Source organism: Syntrophales bacterium, assembly GCA_023229765.1.
GTDB lineage: Bacteria > Desulfobacterota > Syntrophia > Syntrophales > UBA5619 > DYTH01.
The window spans coordinates 46323-67563 of the sequence record JALNYO010000020.1 but is presented as its reverse complement, the minus strand read 5'-3'; the positions used below and the strand labels follow the sequence as shown (position 1 = coordinate 67563).

16 protein-coding genes and 1 pseudogene are annotated in these 21241 nt (G+C 51.2%); 8 read left to right on the top strand and 9 right to left on the bottom strand.

Features of this window, described 5'->3' with window-relative positions; genetic code table 11:
* Positions 1-668 (top strand): ATP-binding domain-containing protein (locus M0P74_11625; protein MCK9364229.1); only part of this gene is annotated, 668 nt, incomplete at its 5' end.
* 50 nt (positions 669-718) lie between these two features.
* Here M0P74_11625 and M0P74_11620 read toward each other — a convergent pair.
* The 3 genes from M0P74_11620 to hisS form a co-directional block, all read right to left on the bottom strand.
* Positions 719-2608, bottom strand: coding sequence for a histone-lysine N-methyltransferase (locus M0P74_11620; protein ID MCK9364228.1), 1890 nt, complete (start codon positions 2606-2608; stop codon positions 719-721).
* Positions 2609-2857: 249 nt separating this feature from the next.
* Complete coding sequence (gene aspS, locus M0P74_11615; protein MCK9364227.1) at positions 2858-4621, bottom strand: aspartate--tRNA ligase; 1764 nt, start codon at positions 4619-4621, stop codon at positions 2858-2860.
* A 20-nt stretch (positions 4622-4641) separates the two neighbouring features.
* Positions 4642-5895 (bottom strand): histidine--tRNA ligase, encoded by a 1254-nt coding sequence (hisS, locus tag M0P74_11610; GenBank protein ID MCK9364226.1) that lies wholly within the window; start codon positions 5893-5895, stop codon positions 4642-4644.
* A gap of 170 nt (positions 5896-6065) precedes the next feature.
* Between hisS and M0P74_11605 the strand changes: the two genes are divergently transcribed.
* The 7 genes from M0P74_11605 to M0P74_11575 all read left to right on the top strand — a co-directional run bounded on the left by M0P74_11605 (position 6066) and on the right by M0P74_11575 (position 16426).
* Positions 6066-6941, top strand: a complete 876-nt coding sequence (locus tag M0P74_11605; GenBank protein ID MCK9364225.1) for a DUF6502 family protein — start codon at positions 6066-6068, stop codon at positions 6939-6941.
* The gene (locus M0P74_11600) at positions 6908-7972 is read left to right on the top strand and encodes a DUF5666 domain-containing protein (protein MCK9364224.1); all 1065 of its coding nucleotides are present in this window, start codon (positions 6908-6910) and stop codon (positions 7970-7972) included. The genes M0P74_11605 and M0P74_11600 overlap by 34 nt, the downstream gene beginning before the upstream one ends.
* A gap of 82 nt (positions 7973-8054) precedes the next feature.
* A complete protein-coding gene (locus tag M0P74_11595; GenBank protein MCK9364223.1) occupies positions 8055-9920 on the top strand; it encodes a DUF5666 domain-containing protein in 1866 nt (621 codons plus the stop codon).
* 263 nt (positions 9921-10183) lie between these two features.
* Positions 10184-10633 carry a D-aminoacyl-tRNA deacylase gene (dtd, locus tag M0P74_11590; protein ID MCK9364222.1) on the top strand — a complete coding sequence of 150 codons (450 nt, stop codon included), beginning with the start codon at positions 10184-10186 and terminating at the stop codon, positions 10631-10633.
* A gap of 15 nt (positions 10634-10648) precedes the next feature.
* A complete protein-coding gene (gene guaB / locus M0P74_11585) occupies positions 10649-12112 on the top strand; it encodes an IMP dehydrogenase (protein MCK9364221.1) in 1464 nt (487 codons plus the stop codon).
* A 3-nt stretch (positions 12113-12115) separates the two neighbouring features.
* Complete coding sequence (locus tag M0P74_11580; protein ID MCK9364220.1) at positions 12116-15589, top strand: DNA polymerase III subunit alpha; 3474 nt, start codon at positions 12116-12118, stop codon at positions 15587-15589.
* Positions 15590-15685: 96 nt separating this feature from the next.
* On the top strand, positions 15686-16426 hold the full coding sequence (locus M0P74_11575; protein ID MCK9364219.1) for a UPF0280 family protein: 741 nt from the start codon (positions 15686-15688) through the stop codon (positions 16424-16426).
* Positions 16427-16591: 165 nt separating this feature from the next.
* On the opposite strand, the gene M0P74_11570 is transcribed toward M0P74_11575, so the two are convergent.
* From M0P74_11570 to M0P74_11545, 6 genes and pseudogenes are all read right to left on the bottom strand, one after another.
* On the bottom strand, positions 16592-17233 hold the full coding sequence (locus M0P74_11570; GenBank protein ID MCK9364218.1) for an HSP40/DnaJ peptide-binding protein: 642 nt from the start codon (positions 17231-17233) through the stop codon (positions 16592-16594).
* 99 nt (positions 17234-17332) lie between these two features.
* A pseudogene (locus M0P74_11565) lies at positions 17333-17473 on the bottom strand (DnaJ domain-containing protein).
* A gap of 89 nt (positions 17474-17562) precedes the next feature.
* Positions 17563-18240, bottom strand: coding sequence for a tetratricopeptide repeat protein (locus tag M0P74_11560; GenBank protein ID MCK9364217.1), 678 nt, complete (start codon positions 18238-18240; stop codon positions 17563-17565).
* A 53-nt stretch (positions 18241-18293) separates the two neighbouring features.
* On the bottom strand, positions 18294-18710 hold the full coding sequence (locus tag M0P74_11555; protein ID MCK9364216.1) for an acyl-CoA thioesterase: 417 nt from the start codon (positions 18708-18710) through the stop codon (positions 18294-18296).
* The gene (locus tag M0P74_11550; protein ID MCK9364215.1) at positions 18703-19920 is read right to left on the bottom strand and encodes a cofactor-independent phosphoglycerate mutase; all 1218 of its coding nucleotides are present in this window, start codon (positions 19918-19920) and stop codon (positions 18703-18705) included. The genes M0P74_11555 and M0P74_11550 overlap by 8 nt, the downstream gene beginning before the upstream one ends.
* Positions 19917-21233 (bottom strand): homoserine dehydrogenase, encoded by a 1317-nt coding sequence (locus M0P74_11545; protein MCK9364214.1) that lies wholly within the window; start codon positions 21231-21233, stop codon positions 19917-19919. Before M0P74_11545 ends, M0P74_11550 begins: the two co-directional genes overlap by 4 nt.
* Between the last annotated feature and the right edge of the window lie 8 nt (positions 21234-21241).

Genomic DNA, 21241 nt, shown 5'->3' with positions numbered 1-21241 from the left:
GATTTATTAACGGGCAGGCGGATCCCCTGGCGGCGGTTCTGACAGACGATTTCAAGAAGGCGGCGCCCCGTTCGGCTGCCCCCGGGCTTGGACGTTTTCTCGAAACCTTTCGGGCTGTCAACGCCGCAAGGGGAGGGGCTCCGCCTATGCTTATAGAATCAATCATTAAAAACGGGTACATCGATCTTCTCAGGGAGACCCGTACCGATGCGGCATCCCGCGAGGAAGACCTGCTGCAGTTCATGAATTTTTCCTCGCGCTTTTCCTCGCCGGAGGATTTCTTAAGTGAACTTGCCCTGTTGACCAGTGTCAACGACGATGACGCCGAGAATGAGACAACGCTGCAGGATCGCGTTGTCCTGTCGTCCATCCACCAGGCAAAGGGTTTGGAATGGCGGGCGGTTCTGATGATCTGGTGCAGCGAGGGGATGATGCCGCTGGCCCGGGCGCTGAAGGATGAGGGTGGGGAAGAAGAGGAAAGACGGCTTTTTTATGTGGCGGCAACCCGCGCCAAGGACCAGTTATATCTGAGCTATCCGCTTACCGACTATTCGCGGGGGATGGGAAATATGCCGGTCAGCCCCTCCCGTTTTATTATGGAACTTTCTCCCTACTCGCGAAACGCCAAGGATCTGCCCTATGAGAGATGGCAGGTCGAGGACTTTTAAACCAGACCGGCGGTCGACTGAAACCTGATAGCCGACCGCCGATGACTTTTTTACATCCAGCGATCCGATTTTGATTTTGCCTCGTATTCCTCTCGCAAGGCAATCTGGGTAGCCTCGGCGATATCCTCCACCCTTTTTACCCAATCCTCAAATTTGATATCAACGCCGAAAATTCCCACCATCTCGTCATTCTCATCGACAATCGGGGAGGAAACCGTTATGCACAATGCCCCCGTCATCTTGGAGATATAGAAATTGGTGACATGGATTTTTCCCGTCTGCAGGGGCTTGATGAACCATTCGCGATCGGACTGGTCGGTCCCGACGCCGTAATTTTCGTATTTGGCACGATCGGCGATATTGGTAATGTTCCTGGTCGTCTTCCGACCGTTCATATCGACGACGTAGGCAAACTGAATCGACGGATTTTCCTCGATAAACTGCTGCATCGCCGGTTCCTGAAGCTCTGGTTTCATGGTTTTCATGTCGGGATGTTCAATGACTTGATTGACAACCGCAACCGCCGTTTGCGAGGCAATATGTTTGATCTTTTCCAGTTCGGACATGAAGAGTTCAGGAATGTATTTCTGCACGCGCCTTACCAGTTCTTCATTGGAGATGCTCGTCACCCGGCCCGATTCGTATTCATCGGTAACCCATTTATGGATGCGGGAAACGCCGGGGTGGCGTTTATCGACAGCACTTTCTCCCTTCAATCCGAAATGGGAGTTTATCCAGAAAGCAATCCCTGCCTTGCCGGATTTGTCTGTAACCATCGGCATGATTGGCCGTTTCAGCAGGGTTGCGGTATCGAAGATGTTGTAAATCTCTTCGTTTTTAATCAAGCCGTCAATGTGGACTCCGGCCCTGGTCACATTGAAATCGGAACCCACAAACGGGTAGTTCGACGGGATTCTAACGCCGATCTCCTTTTCAAAATAGTTGGCGATATCGGTAATCGCTGTAGTATCTATGTCATTCGTCTCTCCTTTTAAGGAGATGTATTCGATGATCAACCCCTCCACGGGAGAGTTGCCAGTACGTTCACCCATCCCCAGGAGCGCACCGTTCGCGCCGCTGCAGCCATATAGCCAAGCATGGGAGGCGTTGATCAGCCCCTTGTGAAAATCGTTGTGGCCGTGCCATTCCAGCAGATGTCCGGGAACGCCGGCATCTTCGATAAAGGCGCGGACGAGCTTGTCAACGCTGCGGGGCAATGAGGCGCCCGGATAGGAGACGCCATATCCCATCGTGTCGCAGAGCCGCACCTTGATGTCTATGCCGCTTTCCTCACGGAGTTTCATTAGTTCTATAGCAAAAGGGACTGCGAAACCATAGATGTCTGCACGGGTTATGTCCTCGAAATGGCAGCGTGGGATTATTCCCGCATCGAGAATGGACCTGACTACGGCCAGATAGTCGTCCAGGGCCTGCCGTCTGTTTTTGTTCAGCTTGAGAAAGATGTGATAGTCAGAAACCGAGGCCAGGATGCCGGTTTCCTTCAGCCCCATATCCTTGACAAGTTGAACGTCATCCGCGGCGGCCCGAATCCAGCCGGTGATTTCCGGAAATTGCAAACCGAGATCGCGGCATTTATCTACAGCCTCGCGGTCTTTCGCGCTGTAGAGGAAAAACTCAGACTGGCGGATAACTCCGTTTGGCCCTCCCAGTTTGCTCATCAAAGAATAGAGATCGACGATCTGCTTTACCGTATAGGGGGGGCGCGCCTGCTGGCCGTCGCGAAACGTGGTGTCGGTTATGAAGATATCCTCTGCGGGGTTGATCGGCAATATCTTGTTGTCAAAATCTATCCGACATACCTCGCTGTAGGGAAAAACATCCTTCTGCAGATTCGGCTCTGCAACATCCTTCAGGTCGAATTTCCAGAAATTGGTATGCTCGTGCTCCAAAACCCTTCTGTCTTTATTCCATTTAGCCATTTTTCACCCCTTTTTCTCTGTAAAGTTGATCCAGCACCACGGCGCCAAATAAAAAAGGCGCCCTTTCTTAAGGCGCCCTCTGCTCCCCTTCTCCTTTGTCGTTAACTGGAGGCGGGAAAAAAGAGCGCCGGCATCATCCTGCCGGCAACGTTTTGTTCAAGACGCTGTTTTCCGTCAGTGTTCACTGCAATAATAAAATATTTGCAATTCATAAAAAAACCCGCAGTGCCGAAGAACCGTTAAATAAGATCACGAAACAATCTTTAAGGAGAGTTCCATAAGTTGTTCTATACTGACATGAGACGGAGCTTCTGTCAAGAGACAGGTTGCCTTTTGCGTTTTGGGAAAGGCGATAACATCCCGGATCGATTCCGCGCCGGTCATCAGCATCACCAGACGGTCAAGCCCGAAGGCGATCCCGCCGTGGGGAGGGGCTCCGAACTCGAGCGCATCAAGGAGAAATCCGAATTTGGAACGGGCGTTTTCCTCGCTCAGTCCCAGCGCCTTGAAGATTACGGATTGGACATCTTTCTGGTGAATTCGGATGCTTCCCCCGCCGATCTCGGAGCCATTCAGCACCAGATCATAGGCGCGGGCACGAACCTTGCCCGGGTCCGTCTCGATGTACTGCATATCCTCGGCAACCGGAGCGGTAAAGGGATGGTGCGTGGCCATGAATCTTTTTTCGGTGTCGCTGTATTCAAAAAGGGGAAAGTCGGTAACCCAGGTAAAGGCGAGGGCATCGGGATCGATCAAGCCGAGCTTCTTAGCCAGATGGACGCGCAGGTTGCCGAGCGAGTCGCGGACAACGCCCGGCGAGTCGGCGACAAAGAGGATGACGGCGCCCTCTGCGGCTTCCATTCTTGTGTTTATGGACGCTACCTCCTGGGCTGTCAGGAATTTGAAGATCGGCGAGGTCCAGCCCTCCGCAGTCACCCGCGCCCAGGCCAGTCCTCCTGCCCCATATCTGCCTACAAACTCCTTCAACTCATCGAGATCCTTGCGGGAGAGGCCCTTCCCGTCGTCAACCATGATCGCCTTGATTACACCCCCGCCGGCGGCTATATCGGAAAAGAGCTTCAGCCCCGAATTCCTGAGGATATCGGTCAAGTCCCTCATCTCCATGCCGAAGCGCAGATCGGGATTATCCTTGCCGAAGCGGCTCATCGCGTCCTGATAGGAAATGCGGGGGAAGGGGAGGGGGAGAGTTCGTCCCAGGCAGGAGCTGAAGAGGTGAACAATCAACCCCTCGATCAAACTGATGATTTGTTCCTCCGTGATAAAGGACATCTCCACGTCGATCTGGGTGAATTCCGGCTGACGATCAGCCCGGAGGTCCTCATCTCGGAAGCACTTAACGATCTGGAAATACTTGTCAAATCCAGAAACCATCAACAACTGCTTGAAGAGTTGGGGCGACTGGGGCAGGGCGTAAAACATCCCCTGATTGACCCGGCTGGGAACAAGGTAGTCCCGCGCCCCCTCTGGCGTGCTCTTGGTCAGAAACGGGGTTTCGATTTCAATAAATCCATCGCGACTGAAATATTCCCGCGTTGCCATCGCGACGCGACTGCGCAGGATAAGGTTTTTCTGCATCTCCGGACGGCGGAGGTCGATATAACGGTACTTGAGACGAACGTTCTCCGAAATCTCTGACGTCTGATCCAGGACGAAGGGGGGCGTTCTCGACTCGTTGAGGATTTCGAGTTCGTCGGCGATCACCTCAATCTTTCCTGTTTTCAGATCGGGATTCTCCATTCCCTCCGGGCGCCGGCGAACTTTTCCATGGATTGCCAGGACAAATTCACTGCGGATTCGTCCCGCCTCCTGGTGACAGGCCTCGTTGGTTTCCGGGTTGAAGACAACCTGAGTCAGCCCTTCACGGTCTCGCAGGTCAATAAAGATGACGCCCCCGTGATCGCGCCGCCGATGGGCCCAGCCCATCAGGACAACCTCCGCCCCGGCATGCGTCTCGTTCAAATCGCCGCAGTAATGCGTCCGTTTATATCGCATCAAAAAATCCGACAAAGTATCTACCTCTCTAATTTAATGATTGTTTCTTCCAAAATATCCAGGCTCGCTTCCTGTTGTACGCCCGTTTGCATATTGCGCACAGAGGCCTTCTTCTCTGCGATTTCCCGTTCGCCGAGAATCAGCGCGTAGCGGCATTTGAGCTTGTCGGCCTTCTTCATCTGGCTCTTCAGACTTCGGCCGGAATAGTCCATCTCGATCTGCAGTCCCTCCATCCGGAGACGGTTGCAGATGAAAAAGGCCTTCTTTAATGCATCTTCGCCGACAGCCGCTATAAAAAGGAGGGGCGCATTTGCCTCTTCCTTTTCCGGAATCATCGCGACCAGCCGTTCAAAACCGATCGCGAAACCGATCCCGGGGATATCGGGCCCGCCGAGATCCCGGACAAGGTGGTCATAGCGGCCGCCGCCGACAACGGCGTTCTGTGCCCCAAGAAATTCCGTAGTGATTTCAAACGTTGTCCTGGTGTAATAATCAAGGCCCCGCACCATCTTCGGATTCAGCTTGAACGGCAATGCGAAAAGGGAGAGCGCTTCCTGAAGCGTTGCAAAATGATCCCGGCAATCGGCGCAGAGAAAATCGGGCAGCGTCGGGGCTTCGGCGATGATTTTGGCGCAGCTTTCCACTTTACAGTCAAAGACCCGCAGGGGGTTGGTGGTCAGGCGGCGCTGGCAGTCGGGGCAGAGTTCCTTTTCCCGCCCCTGAAGAAAAGAGACGATCGCCTGCTGAAAAGTCGGGCGGCAATTGGGGCAGCCGAGGGAATTGATCTCCAGAGAAATATTCTGAAGACCCAGTTTGTCAAGAAAATGCGTAAGCATCAAAATGAGTTCCGCATCGGTGCGCGGGTCGTCCGGGCCGAGAATTTCCGTATCAATCTGGTGAAACTGGCGGTACCGCCCCTTTTGTGGCCTTTCCCGTCGGAACATGGGGCCGATCGTGTAGAGCTTTGTCACGCTTTCCGCGGCATGGAGGGAGTGCTCGAGATAGGCGCGAATAACGGAAGCGGTCGCCTCCGGACGCAGCGTGAGGGATTCCTCGCCGCGGTCGGTAAAGGTGTACATCTCTTTTTCCACGATATCGGTTGACTCCCCGATGCCGCGGCGGAATAGTTCCGTTTTTTCGAGCAGCGGAACCCGAATCTCCCGGAAGCCGAACGTGCGGAAAACCTCGTGCGCCGTTTCTTCAACCCTCCGCCATTTTTCCGTTTCCGGAGGAAGTATGTCTCTGAACCCTCTTACGGAATTTATCTTCTCCATAAAGCAAAACCCACCAGCATTTATTAATTTAAGACCGGCGCTGATAGCATAACTATCCGTTAAACGCAACAAAAATGAAACCGTTTTGCTTGCGATATCCTCAGAGCAGTCATAACTCCCTGCAAAATAATTCTTGACATCGTCAATATTTGGGAATATATTCCCAAACCATGAACTCGACGATTGCTAAAAACTTAAACAATGCCATTCTGAAGCTGCTTCGGCCGCTGGTCCATATAATGCTGTCCAATGGCATTTCATACCACGTCTTTTCCGACCTGGCCCGGTGGGTATATGTGGATATCGCCTTTAAGGAGTTTGGCATTCCCCGCCGCAAGCAAACATCATCTCGGGTTTCAGTTATTACCGGATTGTCGCGTAAGGAAGTGCAGAAATTGCGTGAGCTTGATATTCCGGCAGATGAAGAGGCGCATGGGAGATACAATCGCGCCACCCGGGTAATCAGTGGCTGGATTCGCGATCCCCTGTTTTCAGACAATGACAATAATCCATTGAATCTGGCTTTGGAAGGCGATGTTTCTTTCAGTGTCCTGGTAAAAAAATACAGCGGCGACATGCCGGTCCGGGCAGTTCTGGATGAGCTGCTCAACATTGGAGCTGTTGCGCTGCAGGAAGACGGCTCAGTCAAACTAATGACCCGCGCATATCTGCCGGGTGACGATAAAAAGGCAAAACTGGACATCCTCGGGGCGGATGTGGCCGATCTGATTACAACAATTAACCACAATCTGAACTCAAAAAACAGCTCCCCATTTTTCCAGCGCAAGGTATCGTATGACAACATCCCGGCGGAGTTTCTGGAGCAGTTCAAAATTGTTAGTTCTGAAGAATCTCAAGCTCTTCTTGAAAATTTGGATAAATGGCTGGCGGCCCGGGACCGGGATGTCAGCCCCGACGTGCAGGGTAGCGGCCGCAAACGTGTTGGATTGGGGATTTACTATTTTGAAGAAGATATTGAAAACATTCCCACTCAAGAAAAAGGAGAAAATAGATGCAGGGCGAACAATCTCTTAAAGATAAAATAACATTGTTATTAAAAAAATCACGGCTGTTCCTGCCTCTGTTTTTTTTACTTTCGGGCATCGTCTCCTGTGGCGGCGGGGGAGACCTTCTGGCGGGTGGCGGAATCGGCGGCACCGGGAATACCAGCGTCGGCCCGATTACCGCACTGGGCAGCATTTTTGTAAACGGCGTCGAGTTTCAAACGACCGACGCAGCCGTCACCATCAATGGCGTTAACAGTAATGAAAAGGAACTGTATGTAGGCATGGTTGTGCAAGTTGAAGGTACGGTAAATGCCGACGGCAAAACCGGCAAAGCCGACAGGGTCATCTTTAGCAACAACGCTGCGGGACCGATCAGCAGTATTGACCTTAACAGGAGCGTCCTGGAAATTATGGGCCAGACCGTTTTGGTCGATGCGCAAACCATTATTGCTGGTTTACCGGGCAATAACCTGGAGTTGGCCGATCTTGCCGCTAACGATATGGTAGAAATCAGTGGTTTGGCCGATGCCGATGGCAAGATCATCGCTACGAGAATTAGCCTGAAGCCCATTGGGCGCCAGTTTGAAGTCAGCGGGCGGATCAGCGCCCCTACCGCCGCCACTTTCAAGATTAATGCCCTCACTGTTGACTACAGCATGGCTATGCTCGTCAAATTCGGACATGGAGGAATCCAGGCAGGTGATATTGTTGATGTAAAGGGCCATCTTGCATCATCCACCGTTCTGCTGGCTGATGTCATTGAAAAAAAGAGTCCCGAACTCAGCGAGAACAGCACTATTTCTTGTGAAGGTTTCATCGACACTCTCTATTACGCAGACCAGGCGATCAGCGGTTTTACAATTATTACCCAGTTTGGTCTGCAGAGGGTTGGGTTGGATGGCGCAACCATATTTACAGACGGGCAGCTAATTAAGGCGGGAGTTAGAGTCAAGGTGGACGGAACCATCAAAAACAATATTATCCAGGCCGGGAAGGTGGATTTGCTGGAAAGCATGAAAATGAAAGGCGGCGCCGCTGTCGGTATGGGGTCTTCCTTGAATGGTCTCTGATCTATTGGGTCTCATTGAGAGCGGCGATTAAATTACACTGCTGCGTGCAGTGAAAAACGAGAAAATTATGAAGGAGGAATGTATGAAAGATTTCAGGAAACGGACAGTTGTCGCTATAACGCTAATTTATTTGTCGTTAATCGTTTTTTTGCTTGCCGGGTGTGGCGGTGGAGGGAGTAGCGCAACCGGTGCCGGCAGCTCTGTCTCCGCCTACTCTGCGGGTACGGTAACCGGTTTTGGCAGCATTATTATCGACGGTGTCAGCCATGACGACTCGATTGCTCAAGTAAATCAGGAGATCAATCCAAATATGCTGGCGGCAGCTACCACTACCTCGGTCAGACTGGGTATGAATGTCGAAACCATGCTCGACGGCCAGGGCCGCATCACCAGACTGAGCATACAATCAGAAGTCCTTGGCACGATCATCGCCATTGCAAGCGATGGTTTCACGGTAGCGGGGCAAACCGTCAAGGTATCAGGTGACGTGGCGGCGCCGACAGTGTTCGAAGGCGCGAACAGTCTTGCGGATTTGATAATTGGGGATTTAGTCGAAGTGCATGGCAGCCGGGATGCCTCAGGCAACATCATTGCGACACGCGTCGAACGTAGGGATCCAAATAGCACCGTGGGCGTTCGGGTTGCAGGCACGCTCTCCAATCTCGATTTGACGGCCAAGACCTTCACGATCGCGGCGCTCACAGTCAACTATGGTAGCGCAACGCTGCTTCCCGTTGGTTCGACGCTGGCGGTGGGACAACGCGTTGCCGTCTGGTCCGATACGGCAGTCTCCGACAACACACTGGTCGCCAAGGCGGTTCGTATCAAAACCACACAGCTTGTTGACGGCAGCAGCGTGAGTCTCGGCGGCCGCATCAGCGGAATCGTGCTGACGCCGCTCACATTCAGTCTGGGCGATGTAACCGTGGATGCGAGCAAGGCTGTTTTTGCTAACGGCTCTGCCGCTGATCTGGCAAACGGGAGCCTGGTTCGGGTAACAGGCGCATGGGAAGCGGGACAGGTTGCGGCGAATCAGATATACTTCGTTAAGGAGAGGACTGATGCCACGGTCAGACTGACGGGCGCGGTCACCGATTTTCTCTCACTCTCCAGTTTCAAGCTGCGCGGCGTTACTGTTGATGCTTCTGCGGTGGACATTGCATTTACAGGCGGCGACGCAGACAATCTGGCGGATGGCGTCATGGTCAGAATCGAAGGCACTATCAATGGCGGCGTGGTGAATGCGAGTTCGGTCGAGTTTGTCACCGTGATGACGAACGGCAGGGATAATGAGAACCGCACCTTTCCCGGCACGGTTTCGAGCTATGACGCCGAAAGTGGCGCCTTCACATTGGCAAACATCAATCTGGCAATGCAGATCAATGCCGCGACAAAAATCACCAATGCCGACGGCAGCGACGCACCGAAGGAGAACTTTGCCGTTGGCAAAAGAGTTTTGGTGCGCGGTAGCTTCGTGAATGGAGTTCTGGCGGCGAGTGAAGTCCGCATCATCCCCGCAGGCGGCCTTATTTCGGCGCATGTCGAGGGTGCGCTTTATGGATTGAATATGACCGAGTCGAGTTTCAAGATGAATGGCGCGACAATCTTCTATGGAGACGACACCGCATTCGAGAATGGCCTGCAGCACGACATGGCTAATGGGGTCCGGGTCCATGTCACGGCACGTTTACTTGGCGGCATAATGGTGGCGAGCCGGATCGAGATTCAACACAGCAATGCAGAGATGGTTGGGGCGTTGGGTTCAATGAATGGCTTTACTTCGAGTGCGAACTTCATGGTGGCCGGCCAGATGGTCGATGCCAGCGGCAGCGACGTAAAGTTTGTAAACGGCAGTGCCGCAGACATGGGCAGGGGCCGGATGGTGTCGGTGAGCGGCGCCCTCATCGGGGGGAAGCTGGTTGCCAGCCGGCTGGAATTCAAGGACTGATAAACATCCTGGTTTTGGCATACAAGACGGCGCCCCCAAAGGCGCCGTCTTGTATAGGTGCCAAACCTACACTTTTTATATTTCTGCCGATTACGGCTTCATCTTTCGCCTCCGCTTTGAAAAATTCCGTTAGTCCCGCATCTTAAAGCTGCTATTTTGTCAATAGTGTAGGTTTGACACCTCTTTCACATCCAAGTTCAGAAAAATAGCTTGAAGAGCGAACTGATTATTGATAGCATCAGCGTGCTGAAAAGGTGGATGCTATGCGGGCGGTATTGCAAAGAGTTGAATCGGCAAGTGTAACTGTAAGTAATCGATTAATATCGGAAATAGGGAAGGGAATATTAGTATTTCTCGGCATTGAGCTGGGCGACAGCGAAGCTGACGCGGATTATCTTCTGGAAAAAATCATTAACCTCCGCATCTTTGAGGACGAAACGGGGAAAATGAACCTTTCGCTGCTCGACATGGATGCCGAGCTGCTCGTTGTTTCCCAGTTTACGCTGCTTGGCGATTGTCGGAAGGGCAGAAGACCCTCCTTCACAAATGCCGAACGACCGGAGCAGGCGCGCCCCCTGTATGACCACCTGGTGTCTCAGGCAAAAAAACAAGTGCGGTTTGTCGCCGAGGGAGAATTTCAGGCCATGATGACGGTCGTAATAGCCAATGACGGACCGGTCACAATGCTTTTGGACAGCAAACGATTTTTTTAATAAACTGGAGGTCTTATGTTAGATGATACCGTACTTGATGCATATACGTTTGATGATCTGTTGCTGATTCCGGCGGAATCGAACGTTCTGCCGCGGGATATTGATGGCGCAACATTTTTAACAAATAATATCAGGCTTAATATCCCGATAATCAGCGCGGCGATGGATACCGTCACCGAATCCAGAACGGCGATCAGTCTGGCCCAGGAGGGGGGAATCGGAATCATCCACAGAAACATGAGCATCGAAAGACAGGTTATCGAGGTTGACAAGGTTAAGAAGTCGGAAAGCGGAATGATTGTCGATCCGATTACCATTGAACCGGGGCGTAAGGTCAGGGATGCCTTGGCGCTGATGAATCAATACCGGATATCCGGCGTTCCAGTTGTTAAAAACAAGGTGCTGGTCGGTATTTTGACGAACCGCGATTTACGCTTTGAAACCGATCTTGACCAATCCGTTGCCGATGTCATGACGAAGGAGAATCTGGTAACGGTTCCCTCCACCAATATTTCCCTGGAGGATTCGAAAAAACTCCTCCATAAACACCGCATTGAAAAACTCCTTGTCGTTGATGAAAACTACAATCTCAAAGGTCTGATTACGATCAAGGATATCGAAAAGATAAAAAAATATCCGCTTGCCTGCAAGGATCCGCTGGGAAGACTGCGGGTCGGGGCTGCGGTCGGCATCGTTGATCGCGAAGAGCGGATTGCCGCGCTCCTGGCAGCCGGGGCAGACGTAATCGTAATAGATACCTCGCATGGCCACTCTTCCGGTGTTCTGGATGCCGTTCGGGATACGAAGAGAAATTTCCCCCAATGCGAACTTATTGCCGGAAACATCGCCACCTCCGAGGGCGCCCTGGCTCTGATAAAAGCCGGGGTTGACGCCGTCAAGGTCGGGGTCGGCCCCGGGTCCATCTGCACCACAAGAATAATAGCCGGGGTGGGCGTTCCCCAGATGAGCGCGATTCGCGACGCCTACAAGATTGGCAAGGAGCACAATATTCCGATTATTGCCGATGGAGGGATCAAGTATTCCGGCGATATCGTCAAGGCGCTTGCGGCAGGCGCACAAACGGTAATGATTGGGAGCTTTTTTGCGGGAACCGAGGAAAGCCCTGGCGAGACAGTGCTTTTTCAGGGGCGCAGTTATAAGGTATATCGCGGGATGGGCTCCTTGGAGGCCATGAAAATGGGAAGCAAGGATCGCTACTATCAGGATGATCTGGAGAGCAACTCGAAGCTTGTGCCGGAGGGAATAGAAGGACGGGTACCCTATCGCGGTTCCATCTCTGCCGGCATCCACCAGTTGCTCGGAGGGATAAAGGCGGGCATGGGCTATGTCGGCTGCCGCACGATAAGCGAATTGCACCAGAAGGCCAGATTTGTGAAAATTACCACGGCGGGGCTTCGGGAAAGTCATGTGCACGACGTCATCATAACCAAAGAAGCGCCCAACTACTGGCTGGATTGAGCAATGGGATTCTCCGATTTTGTGCATCTGCACGTCCACACGCATTACAGCCTGCTCGATGGGATGATCCGTCTCGACGACCTTTTCCAGAAGGCAAAAGAGTACGGAATGCCGGCCGTGGCAATGACCGATCACGGTAATATCTACGGTACGATCGATTTCTATAAACAGGCCACTAAACATGGGGTAAAGCCGATCATCGGCTGCGAACTGTACGTGGCGCCGCACAAACGCACCGATCGGGCCGGCTCTGGACCGGGGGAAAACGCCTACCATCTGATCGTTCTTGCCTCCAATCTGCAGGGATACAAGAACCTGATGAAATTATCTACATTGGCGTTTCTTGAGGGTTTTTACTACAAGCCGCGGATAGATAAGGAGATTCTCCGCGAGTATCACGAAGGGCTCATCGGCATGAGCGCCTGTCTTCATGGGGAAATCGCTTCAGCCATCCTTAACGGAAATATGGACGAGGCAGGCAGGCAGGCTCTGGAGTACCGTGACATTTTCGGCGAAGGGAATTTCTTTCTCGAAATCATGGAAAACGGCATTCCCGAACAGAAGCAGGCAAACGAGGGTTTGATTGAGCTGAGCCGCAAGTATTCTATCCCGCTTGTCGCCACCTGCGACTGCCATTACCTCAACCGGGAGGACGCCGAGGCGCAAGAAGTGCTCCTGTGCATACAAACCGGCAAAACACTGCGAGATGTTGAGCGGATGCGTTTTTCCACTGATCAGTTCTACTTCCGCTCCCCGGAAGAGATGAAGCGGCTCTTTAATTATTGCCCAGATGCCATTGAAAATACAGGAAAAATAGCAGACAGATGCAATATTTCCTTCGAATTCGGGAAGTTTTATCTCCCGACGCTGGAGGTGGGCACAGACGAAACGTTAGACGGCAGGCTGGAGCAAAAGGCGCGTGCAGGACTCGCGGCTCTTCTCCCGAATCTGCTTCGCGACGGCAGGGAAAATCTCCGGGAAACATACGAAAAAAGGCTCGAACAGGAGCTGGAGATGATCCGGACAATGGGTTTCCCGGGATACTTTCTGATCGTTGCCGATTTTATCGAAAAGGCGCGAGAAAAAAACATTCCGGTGGGACCGGGAAGAGGCTCCGCCGCCGGCAGCCTGGTTGCCTTAGCTACCGGAATTACTAAGGTCGATCCAATCCGTTACAACCTTTTTTTCGAGAGGTTTCTCAACCCGGACAGGGTCACCATGCCCGATATCGACACCGATTTCGCCCCGGAAGGCAGGGAACAGATATTCAATTATGTGACGGATAAATACGGTGCGGACAAGGTTTCGAAAATCATTACCTTTGGGAAAATGCAGGCCAGAGCCGTTATCCGGGATGTTGGCAGGGCGATGGGCATGCCTTATGGCGAGGTTGACAAGATTGCCAAATTAATCCCCAACGTTCTCAATATCAAACTTGCGGATGCAATTAAATCCGAAAAACGCCTTCAGGATGAAGAGAAAAACAATCCGCAGGTTAAAAAGCTACTGGATTTTTCAAAAACTTTAGAGGGACTGAACCGCCATGCATCGATCCATGCGGCAGGGGTGGTAGTCTCCGACATCCCCCTTGTAGAAAGAATCCCGCTTGCCAAAAGCCTGAAAGAAGACATTGTTTTTACCCAGTTTGCGATGAATGAAGTGGCGGATGTGGGGCTTACGAAATTCGATTTTCTGGGCCTGAAAACACTTACCGTTATCAGTGACGCCGTTCGTTTCGCGAAAGAGGGAAGGGGAGTGGCGATCGATATCGACAACCTTCCTCTTGATGACCGCCCAACGTATGAGCTTCTGATGCGCGGGGACACCGATGGCGTTTTTCAGTTAGAAAGCTCCGGCATGAAGGATATGCTGATCCGGATGAAGCCGGACTGCATTGAAGACGTAATCGCGTTGATCGCCCTTTATCGTCCCGGCCCAATGGAAAATATTCCGGAGTTTATCGCCAGGAAGCAGGGCCGAACCAGAATCGTTTACGAAACCCCCGAACTGGAGGCAATTCTCAAAGAAACTTACGGCATTATCGTCTATCAGGAACAGGTGATGCAGATCGCCGTAGCCATCGGAAACTACAAACTCTCTGAGGCCGACACGCTTCGCAAGGTCATGAGCAAAAAGAAGACCGATGAGATGGAAAACCGGGAAAAGCCAAAGTTCATCGCGGGAGCAAAGAGTAAAAATATTCCCGAAGCAAAGGCCCTCAAAATATGGGAGCAGATGGAGACCTTCGGGAAATATGGATTCAATAAATCGCACAGTACAGCGTACGCGATAGTCACCTATCAAACCGCCTACGTCAAGGCCCATTATCCGGCGGAATTTGTCGCGGCGCTTTTAACCAGCGAAAAGGATAACCGCGACAAGATCATAAGTCATATCAGCAGTTGCCGGGAGATGGGGATAAATGTCCTCCCGCCGGACATAAATGAGTCAATGAGAGACTTCAGCGTCGCCGGAGACCACGTTCGGTTTGGCCTTGCGGCGGTGAAAAATGTTGGGGCCGGCGCTGTCGATTCGGTAATCGAGTCAAGAGATGAGAGCGGCCCGTTTACGTCGTTTTTTGATTTTTGCGATCGCATCGATCCCCGCAAGATCAATAAAAGGGTTATCGAAAGCCTGATCAAGTGCGGGGCGTTTGATTCAACTGGAAATAACCGGAACCAGTTAATGACCTTCTATGAAGAGATTATGGAGAAGGCGCAGAAGCGCCATAAGGAGAAAAACAGCAATCAGACAAACCTTCTTGATCAACTTGAAGAAAGAGCGTCAACTACAGGTAATATAAATTTAAAAAAAGAAAACTCGCTTCCTGAAATGGCAGAATGGGAACATAAGGATCTGCTCGCCTATGAAAAGGAGACGATCGGTTTCTATATCAGCGGCCACCCCCTTTCACCTTACAAGGAACGGCTCGGGATGATCGTAACGGCTGATTCAGCGAATCTGAGATCCAAAACGGATCGCGAGGCGGTGATGATAGCCGGAATCGTCAGCAGCATCCGCGACGTTCAGACAAAGCGCAAAGAGACGATGGCTTACATCCTCTTGGAGGATTTGAAAGGTTCGGTTGACATAATTGTTTTCCCGGAAACATATAAAAACAGCTATCAACTTCTGCACGGCGACGCGCCGCTGCTGATCAAGGGAGTCATTGACGCCGGGGAAGAGAATGTGAAGGTGATCGCCTCCGAGGTAACACTGCTGACTGAAGCCGCGGAAAAATCCTACAGCGCGGCCTATTTCACGGTTGACATGAGACAGACCGTTCCCGATGATATCGAAACCCTCTTTCACTGCCTCCAACGCTACTCGGGAAAGCTGGATGGATATATCAAGCTGGTCGAGCCAAGGTGCGAAACCTTGATATACTTGGGCGAGGATATGAAGCTCGATCTTTCCGTACCGCTGAGATCGGAAGCGGAACGGATACTGGGCGCCGGTTCACTGCAGTTTGTATAGCGAATTTGGTAACTGCACAGGTGGATAGTCTGTATGTGTTTAGGCGGATAGCGGGAAATAACTATCAGTTGTCGCCGGGGATGAGGGTTTGATGCCATGGAGAAAAAACCGGCAGATTATCTTATTCGCGCTTATCGTAACAACATAGTAAAGAACAACCTTAAAGTATTTAATGTAAGTATTGAAGAGTCTGATATATTTGTCAGTGCTGACTACGACCTTGCACAAGAATCCCTGACTTCATTATACAAAGCCCGCCAGATAATTGAGGCATGCATAAAAGACCATCCTGATTTTCTAACCTCTCTGAAACCGATTAATTTTGAGATAATGCCTCCATCGCCGGTAAGCGAAATGCTGCAAGCCTCAAGGGAGGCAGGGGTAGGCCCGATGGCGGCAGTCGCCGGCACAATAGCGGAATATGTGGGAAGAGAGCTTAGAAAATACTCGCGCAATGTAATAATAGAAAACGGCGGAGACATCTACGCTGATACAGCAAGTGACATACAAATCGGAATTTTCGCAGGAGAATCTCCACTAAGCGAGCGTGTGGCAATTCATATAAAACAAGAAGAGATGCCCATTGGCATCTGCACCTCGTCGGGAACGGTGGGACACTCGCTAAGCTTTGGCAAAGCGGACGTCTGTTGTGTGAAGGCCAAATCGGCAGCCCTTGCCGACGCAGCAGCAACCGCAGTCGGCAATATGGTGAAATCTGTAAGGGATATCAAGGCGGTTCTTGAGCAAGGAATGAAAATAGGCGGCGTGCTGGGGATAGTGATAATTGTCGGGGAACATCTCGGGGCGATCGGCGATATCACTATGCTGGAAACATAATCCTTCCGATTATCAGTCTTATTGCACTTTATTTGTAACTACTCAGGGGCTAGTCTGTCTAATCAACCGGAGTAGCTACATTCCCAACCGCGTAAAACGTCAAAAGGGGTCTGATTTTAAAATGTATCGGCTTAAGTTTACATAACATATCTTATAGGCAATTAATCAAATCCCTTCCTCAGCCAGTTTTTTGATCAAACTCGTCTGGCTTGCGGAAAGCTTTCTGGGAACCTCAATGTTGATCTTTACAAACTGGTCTCCATGCGCTGTGCCAGATCCTTTGAGGGGGGGAATTCCCAAACCCTTCAGACGGATCTTGGCGCCGCACTGCGTCCCTGACGGAACTTTAAGCCTTTTAACAGAACCATCGATCGTCGGGACTTCGATGCTGCCTCCCAAAGCAGCCTGGGTGAATGATATCGTTTTTTCAATGTATATGTCATTTCCATCCCGGGCGAACAGCGGATGAGGAAGTACATTAATGTTCAGGTATAAATCGCCATTGGAACCGTTGTTTGTTCCCGGGTAGCCTTTTCCGGAGAGCCGCAGCTTCTTGCCGGTATTGATGCCGGCGGGAATTTTTACCGTTATTTCATTGATCCCGTTTTCACTGCGGAGGGAAATCTGTTTTTCCGCACCCGCAACAGCCTCTTCGAGCGTAATGGAAAGATTGTAATGCAAGTCCTCCCCTTTTTGCGGCACAGAGTAAGCGGATTGTCCCCCTCTGAAGCGATCATCGTAGGCTCCTCCTCCCGTTTGAAAACTGAAGCCGCCCCGCCTGCCGGTACTGCGAAACCCGCCGCCCATACCGCCAAATCCAAAACCCTTCAAGATCTCATTGAGATCCACATTGCGGAAGATGTCTTCCTGACTGTAGCGCTGACTGAACTGATCAGAGCCATAGGTATCGTACTGCTTGCGCTTTTCAGCGTCGCTTAACACGGCGTACGCCTCGCTGATTTTCTTAAATTTTTCTTCCGCCTCGCGGTTATTGGGGTTTTTGTCGGGATGATACTTCATCGCCAGTTTCCGGTAGGCCTTCTTTACCTCTTCCTGATCAACCCCTTTTTCTATACCCAGCGTCTTATAGTAATCTTCCGTCATAAATTTCACCTTTTAAAAAGAAGACGTCAAAATCAACTCAATAGCGACAGCTTTCTTTTTATCAAGATGCTCCTCGCCGGATCAGTTGTTTTCAAAAGCGCCTTCTGATAGAACTCAACGGCCTTCTTGTTATCCTTCAATTCCTCGTAAATTCTCGCAATATTTGAGTAATTTATACTTTCAAACGATGAACCGGCCTTCGTTTTCATCGCCAGATCATAAAATTCCAGGGCCTTTTTAAGGTCTTTTTTTTGTTCTGCGCATGCGCCCAAACCATTATAGGCAAGGGCGATTAAATCGTTATCGGAAGAAGCGCTTTTGATAAACGCATGATAGGAGGCCTCCGCCTCATCATAAGCGCGACGGTTGTAATATAAATTCCCCAGGCGATAGTGACCGAGAGAAGCGGCATTGCTCCGCGGATATTTGGAGAGTAGTTCCTTCAATCCTTTCGTCAATGCTTCGTCGCCGGCGGGGGAACCCGCTTTCATTTGGGCCGTCAATATCCCATTGTAAAATCCGGCTGCTCTGTTTTCGTAATTTGCCTGATAGAGATAAAAGCCGCCGGCAATGAGAAAGATGACGACCGCTATCCCTGCTCCAAGATATATTTTACTCCGGTGGGTTTCGACAAATGATCTTATTTTAGTGAATAAAATAGTGAGCTTGTCAGGTTCTTCGAGTTCTTTTTTTTCTAACTTATTTGTCATTATTTTCAATTCTCTCCTTTACGGCGTGATTAATCGTTTAAAAGATATCCGTGTTAATGCGGATTATTAACAAATGTTCTGAGTTTGTCGGTTATTATGGCCGGCATGCGGATAATTTTTCCGGTGCGGTCGGTGCAGGCATGCACAGTATAGCCCTCGGTCAGCAAATTGATATGCGCTTCGTCCCATATCTTGTGGGTAAATTTAATACTGGCCCGCTTAATAAAGTCTATCTCGGTTTCCAAAAGAACCAGATCATCATAGCGGGCAGGCAGGTGGTAATGACAGTAGGCCTGGGTTACGGGCAGATTGCATCCTGATGCTTCAAGGTCCTTATAAACAATCCCAAGATCGCGAAAAAGCTCGGTTCTTCCTATTTCGAACCAGCGGATGTAATTGGTGTGATAGACAATACCCATCGCATCGGTGTCCGCGTAAATGACTCTAATTTTCAGCGGGCTTCTATTCAAAGAGCCTCTCCAAACCACCGATAAAATGTTCCATGAATCTATATCCGGGCGATACCATGTTGCCGGAATTATGAGCGCTGGTTTCCCCAAACGAAACTCCCCGGCCCTGATTTTCACCGGGTCGGGAAGAGAGAAACGCCAGTGGGCTCGGATCGGCAATATGGGTTTTTAGCGCAATCGGAGTCCGATGGTCGCTTAAAACGGCAACCCGGTATTCACCAAGCAGGGGAATCCCGTCAAGGATTGTACCAACAACCTTCTTATCGAAATCCTCAATCGCCATTATCTTCCCACTGAGATTTCCTTCGTGCCCCATCTCGTCAGGGGATTCGACGTGGAGAAAGACAAAATCGAGATTCTGGAGCGCAGACAATGCCATTTCGGCCTTGCCGACATAATTGGTATCGGTGTAGCCGGTTGCCCCCTTGACTTTGAGGACCTCGAGCCCGGCATAAACCCCGATTCCGTTCAGCAGATCAACGGCGGATATCATCCCGCCTGTAATTTGAAATCTCTCCGTCATTTTTTGAATCAGGGGCGCCCTCCCCTGCCCCCAAAGCCAGATAGACGTTACTGGTTTCAGCCCCTTCGCTAGTCGTTCCCGGTTAAGCGGGTAATCGGCAAGAAACTCCTGGGATAGCTTCATCAGACGGGATATCTCCAGAGCGCCCTCCCCGCTGGGCAGATACGGCGCAACCTTTTGGCCGGTGATGTCGTGAGGCGGAGTCGTCTTCATGCCAGGCTCTCCTCCGTGCCACACCAACAGGTGCCGATACCCGACGCCGGGATGAAACCGGAACTGTTCCGAGCCCAGCGCAGCGTTCAAATCATTTATAATGGGTGCCGCCTCCGCAGAGGAGATATGGCCGGCAGTAAAATCCTCCATAACCGGCTCCGCAGAGTCGCTTAATGTCACAAGATTGCAACGAAAGGCGACATCCTCCGACGCAAGCTGGACCCCCATATTGGCCGCCTCGAGCGGCGCCCTTCCCGAATAAAAGACACGGGAATCATAACCGAGGACGGCAAGATTCGCCACATCGCTTCCGGGGGCAAGCCCCAAGGGAATTGTGTCGATCAGGCTCAACGTTCCCTCCGCTGCGATCCTGTCCATATTGGGGGTGTAGGCGTATTCGAGCGGGGTTTTCCCTTGCAGGGAGTCAATGGGGTAATCTGCCATCCCGTCTCCCAGTAACACTATGTATTTCATGAAAGTTTATCATCCTCAATTCTAATCAGCATGGTTTTTCCCATCACGACATCAAGCGTATCAATCTCCGCAAGAGCCTTTTGGACATGACGCTCCTTGGCTTTGTAGGTAGTCATTACAATTGGAACGGCGCCATTCTGCCTTCGTCCCTTTTGGATCACCACAGCAATGCTGATGTTGTTCTGTCCGAGGATGCCGGAGATGCGGGAAAGGACACCCGGTCGGTCGGCAACTGAAAAACGAAAATAATAATTGGTGATAATCTCTTCAAAGGGCAAAAGATTGATATCGCTTATTTTTTCTTCGTCAAAGACCCGGGGCGGAACCCGTCCCGCGCTCCCCTTGATGATATCCCGGGCGATATCGACCACGTCGCTGATAACGGCGCTCGCCGTCGGCATCATACCCGCCCCCTGGCCATAGAGAAACACGGAATCAGCTGCATCGCCTATGATATGAAAGGCGTTGAAATTGCTGTTGACATTGGCAAGAAGGTGACCAAACGGAACCATCGTCGGGTGTAGTCTCGCCTCGATTAATTCACCCCTCCGGATGGCGATAGCAAGCAATTTTATCCGATAGCCGAGCTCCCTGGCAAAAGCGATATCCTGTTCGCCAATACTCGCTATCCCTTCCCTGTGCAGATCTTCAAGGCACACCCTCTTCCCATAGGAAAGGGAAAGAAGAATGGCAAGCTTGTGCGCGGCATCCACTCCTTCGATGTCAAAGGTCGGATTGGCTTCTGCAAAGCCAAGTGTCTGCGCTTCTTTAAGGACAGTCTCAAAGGAACCGCCCTCATCGGTCATTTTGCTGAGGATAAAGTTTGACGTTCCGTTGACAATCGCCATGATCGATTCGATCCGGTTGCCGATCAGACTCTCCTTGATCGTTTTGATGACCGGGATCGTGCCGCCCACGCTGGGCTCAAAGCCGATATTGACACCGTTTCTATGCGCACTCCGGAAAATATCGTCCCCATAAGTCGCCAAAAGCGCCTTATTTGCTGTGCAAATGTGTTTTTTGTTGTCCATCGCCTTCAGGATAAAGGTGCGGGCCGGCTCGTATCCACCCATCAGCTCGATGACAATGTCGATTTCCGGGTCATTGAGGATGTCGTCTGCTTTTGTTGTCAGAATACCCTCCGGGATATCGACCCCCCGGGGGGTGGTGATGTCGAGATCCGCTATTCTCTTCAGTCGAATCTCCGCGCCAAGTCGTCCGGCGATCAGTTCGCCGTTTTTCTGGAGCAGCTTGATTACACCTGTACCTATTGTGCCAAAACCGATAAGTCCTAAATTAATAACCCTTTTCATTTTTTATA

What these genes read in the sequence shown, in the direction of transcription:
- M0P74_11620 (MCK9364228.1), bottom strand. Translation starts at nt 2,608, where the DNA reads ATGGCTAAATGGAATAAAGACAGAAGGGTTTTGGAGCACGAGCATACC.
- aspS (MCK9364227.1), bottom strand. Translation starts at nt 4,621, where the DNA reads ATGCGATATAAACGGACGCATTACTGCGGCGATTTGAACGAGACGCAT.
- hisS (MCK9364226.1), bottom strand. Translation starts at nt 5,895, where the DNA reads ATGGAGAAGATAAATTCCGTAAGAGGGTTCAGAGACATACTTCCTCCG.
- M0P74_11605 (MCK9364225.1), top strand. Translation starts at nt 6,066, where the DNA reads ATGAACTCGACGATTGCTAAAAACTTAAACAATGCCATTCTGAAGCTG.
- M0P74_11600 (MCK9364224.1), top strand. Translation starts at nt 6,908, where the DNA reads ATGCAGGGCGAACAATCTCTTAAAGATAAAATAACATTGTTATTAAAA.
- M0P74_11595 (MCK9364223.1), top strand. Translation starts at nt 8,055, where the DNA reads ATGAAAGATTTCAGGAAACGGACAGTTGTCGCTATAACGCTAATTTAT.
- dtd (MCK9364222.1), top strand. Translation starts at nt 10,184, where the DNA reads ATGCGGGCGGTATTGCAAAGAGTTGAATCGGCAAGTGTAACTGTAAGT.
- guaB (MCK9364221.1), top strand. Translation starts at nt 10,649, where the DNA reads ATGTTAGATGATACCGTACTTGATGCATATACGTTTGATGATCTGTTG.
- M0P74_11580 (MCK9364220.1), top strand. Translation starts at nt 12,116, where the DNA reads ATGGGATTCTCCGATTTTGTGCATCTGCACGTCCACACGCATTACAGC.
- M0P74_11575 (MCK9364219.1), top strand. Translation starts at nt 15,686, where the DNA reads ATGGAGAAAAAACCGGCAGATTATCTTATTCGCGCTTATCGTAACAAC.
- M0P74_11570 (MCK9364218.1), bottom strand. Translation starts at nt 17,233, where the DNA reads ATGGGCGGCGGGTTTCGCAGTACCGGCAGGCGGGGCGGCTTCAGTTTT.
- M0P74_11560 (MCK9364217.1), bottom strand. Translation starts at nt 18,240, where the DNA reads ATGACAAATAAGTTAGAAAAAAAAGAACTCGAAGAACCTGACAAGCTC.
- M0P74_11550 (MCK9364215.1), bottom strand. Translation starts at nt 19,920, where the DNA reads ATGAAATACATAGTGTTACTGGGAGACGGGATGGCAGATTACCCCATT.
- M0P74_11545 (MCK9364214.1), bottom strand. Translation starts at nt 21,233, where the DNA reads ATGAAAAGGGTTATTAATTTAGGACTTATCGGTTTTGGCACAATAGGT.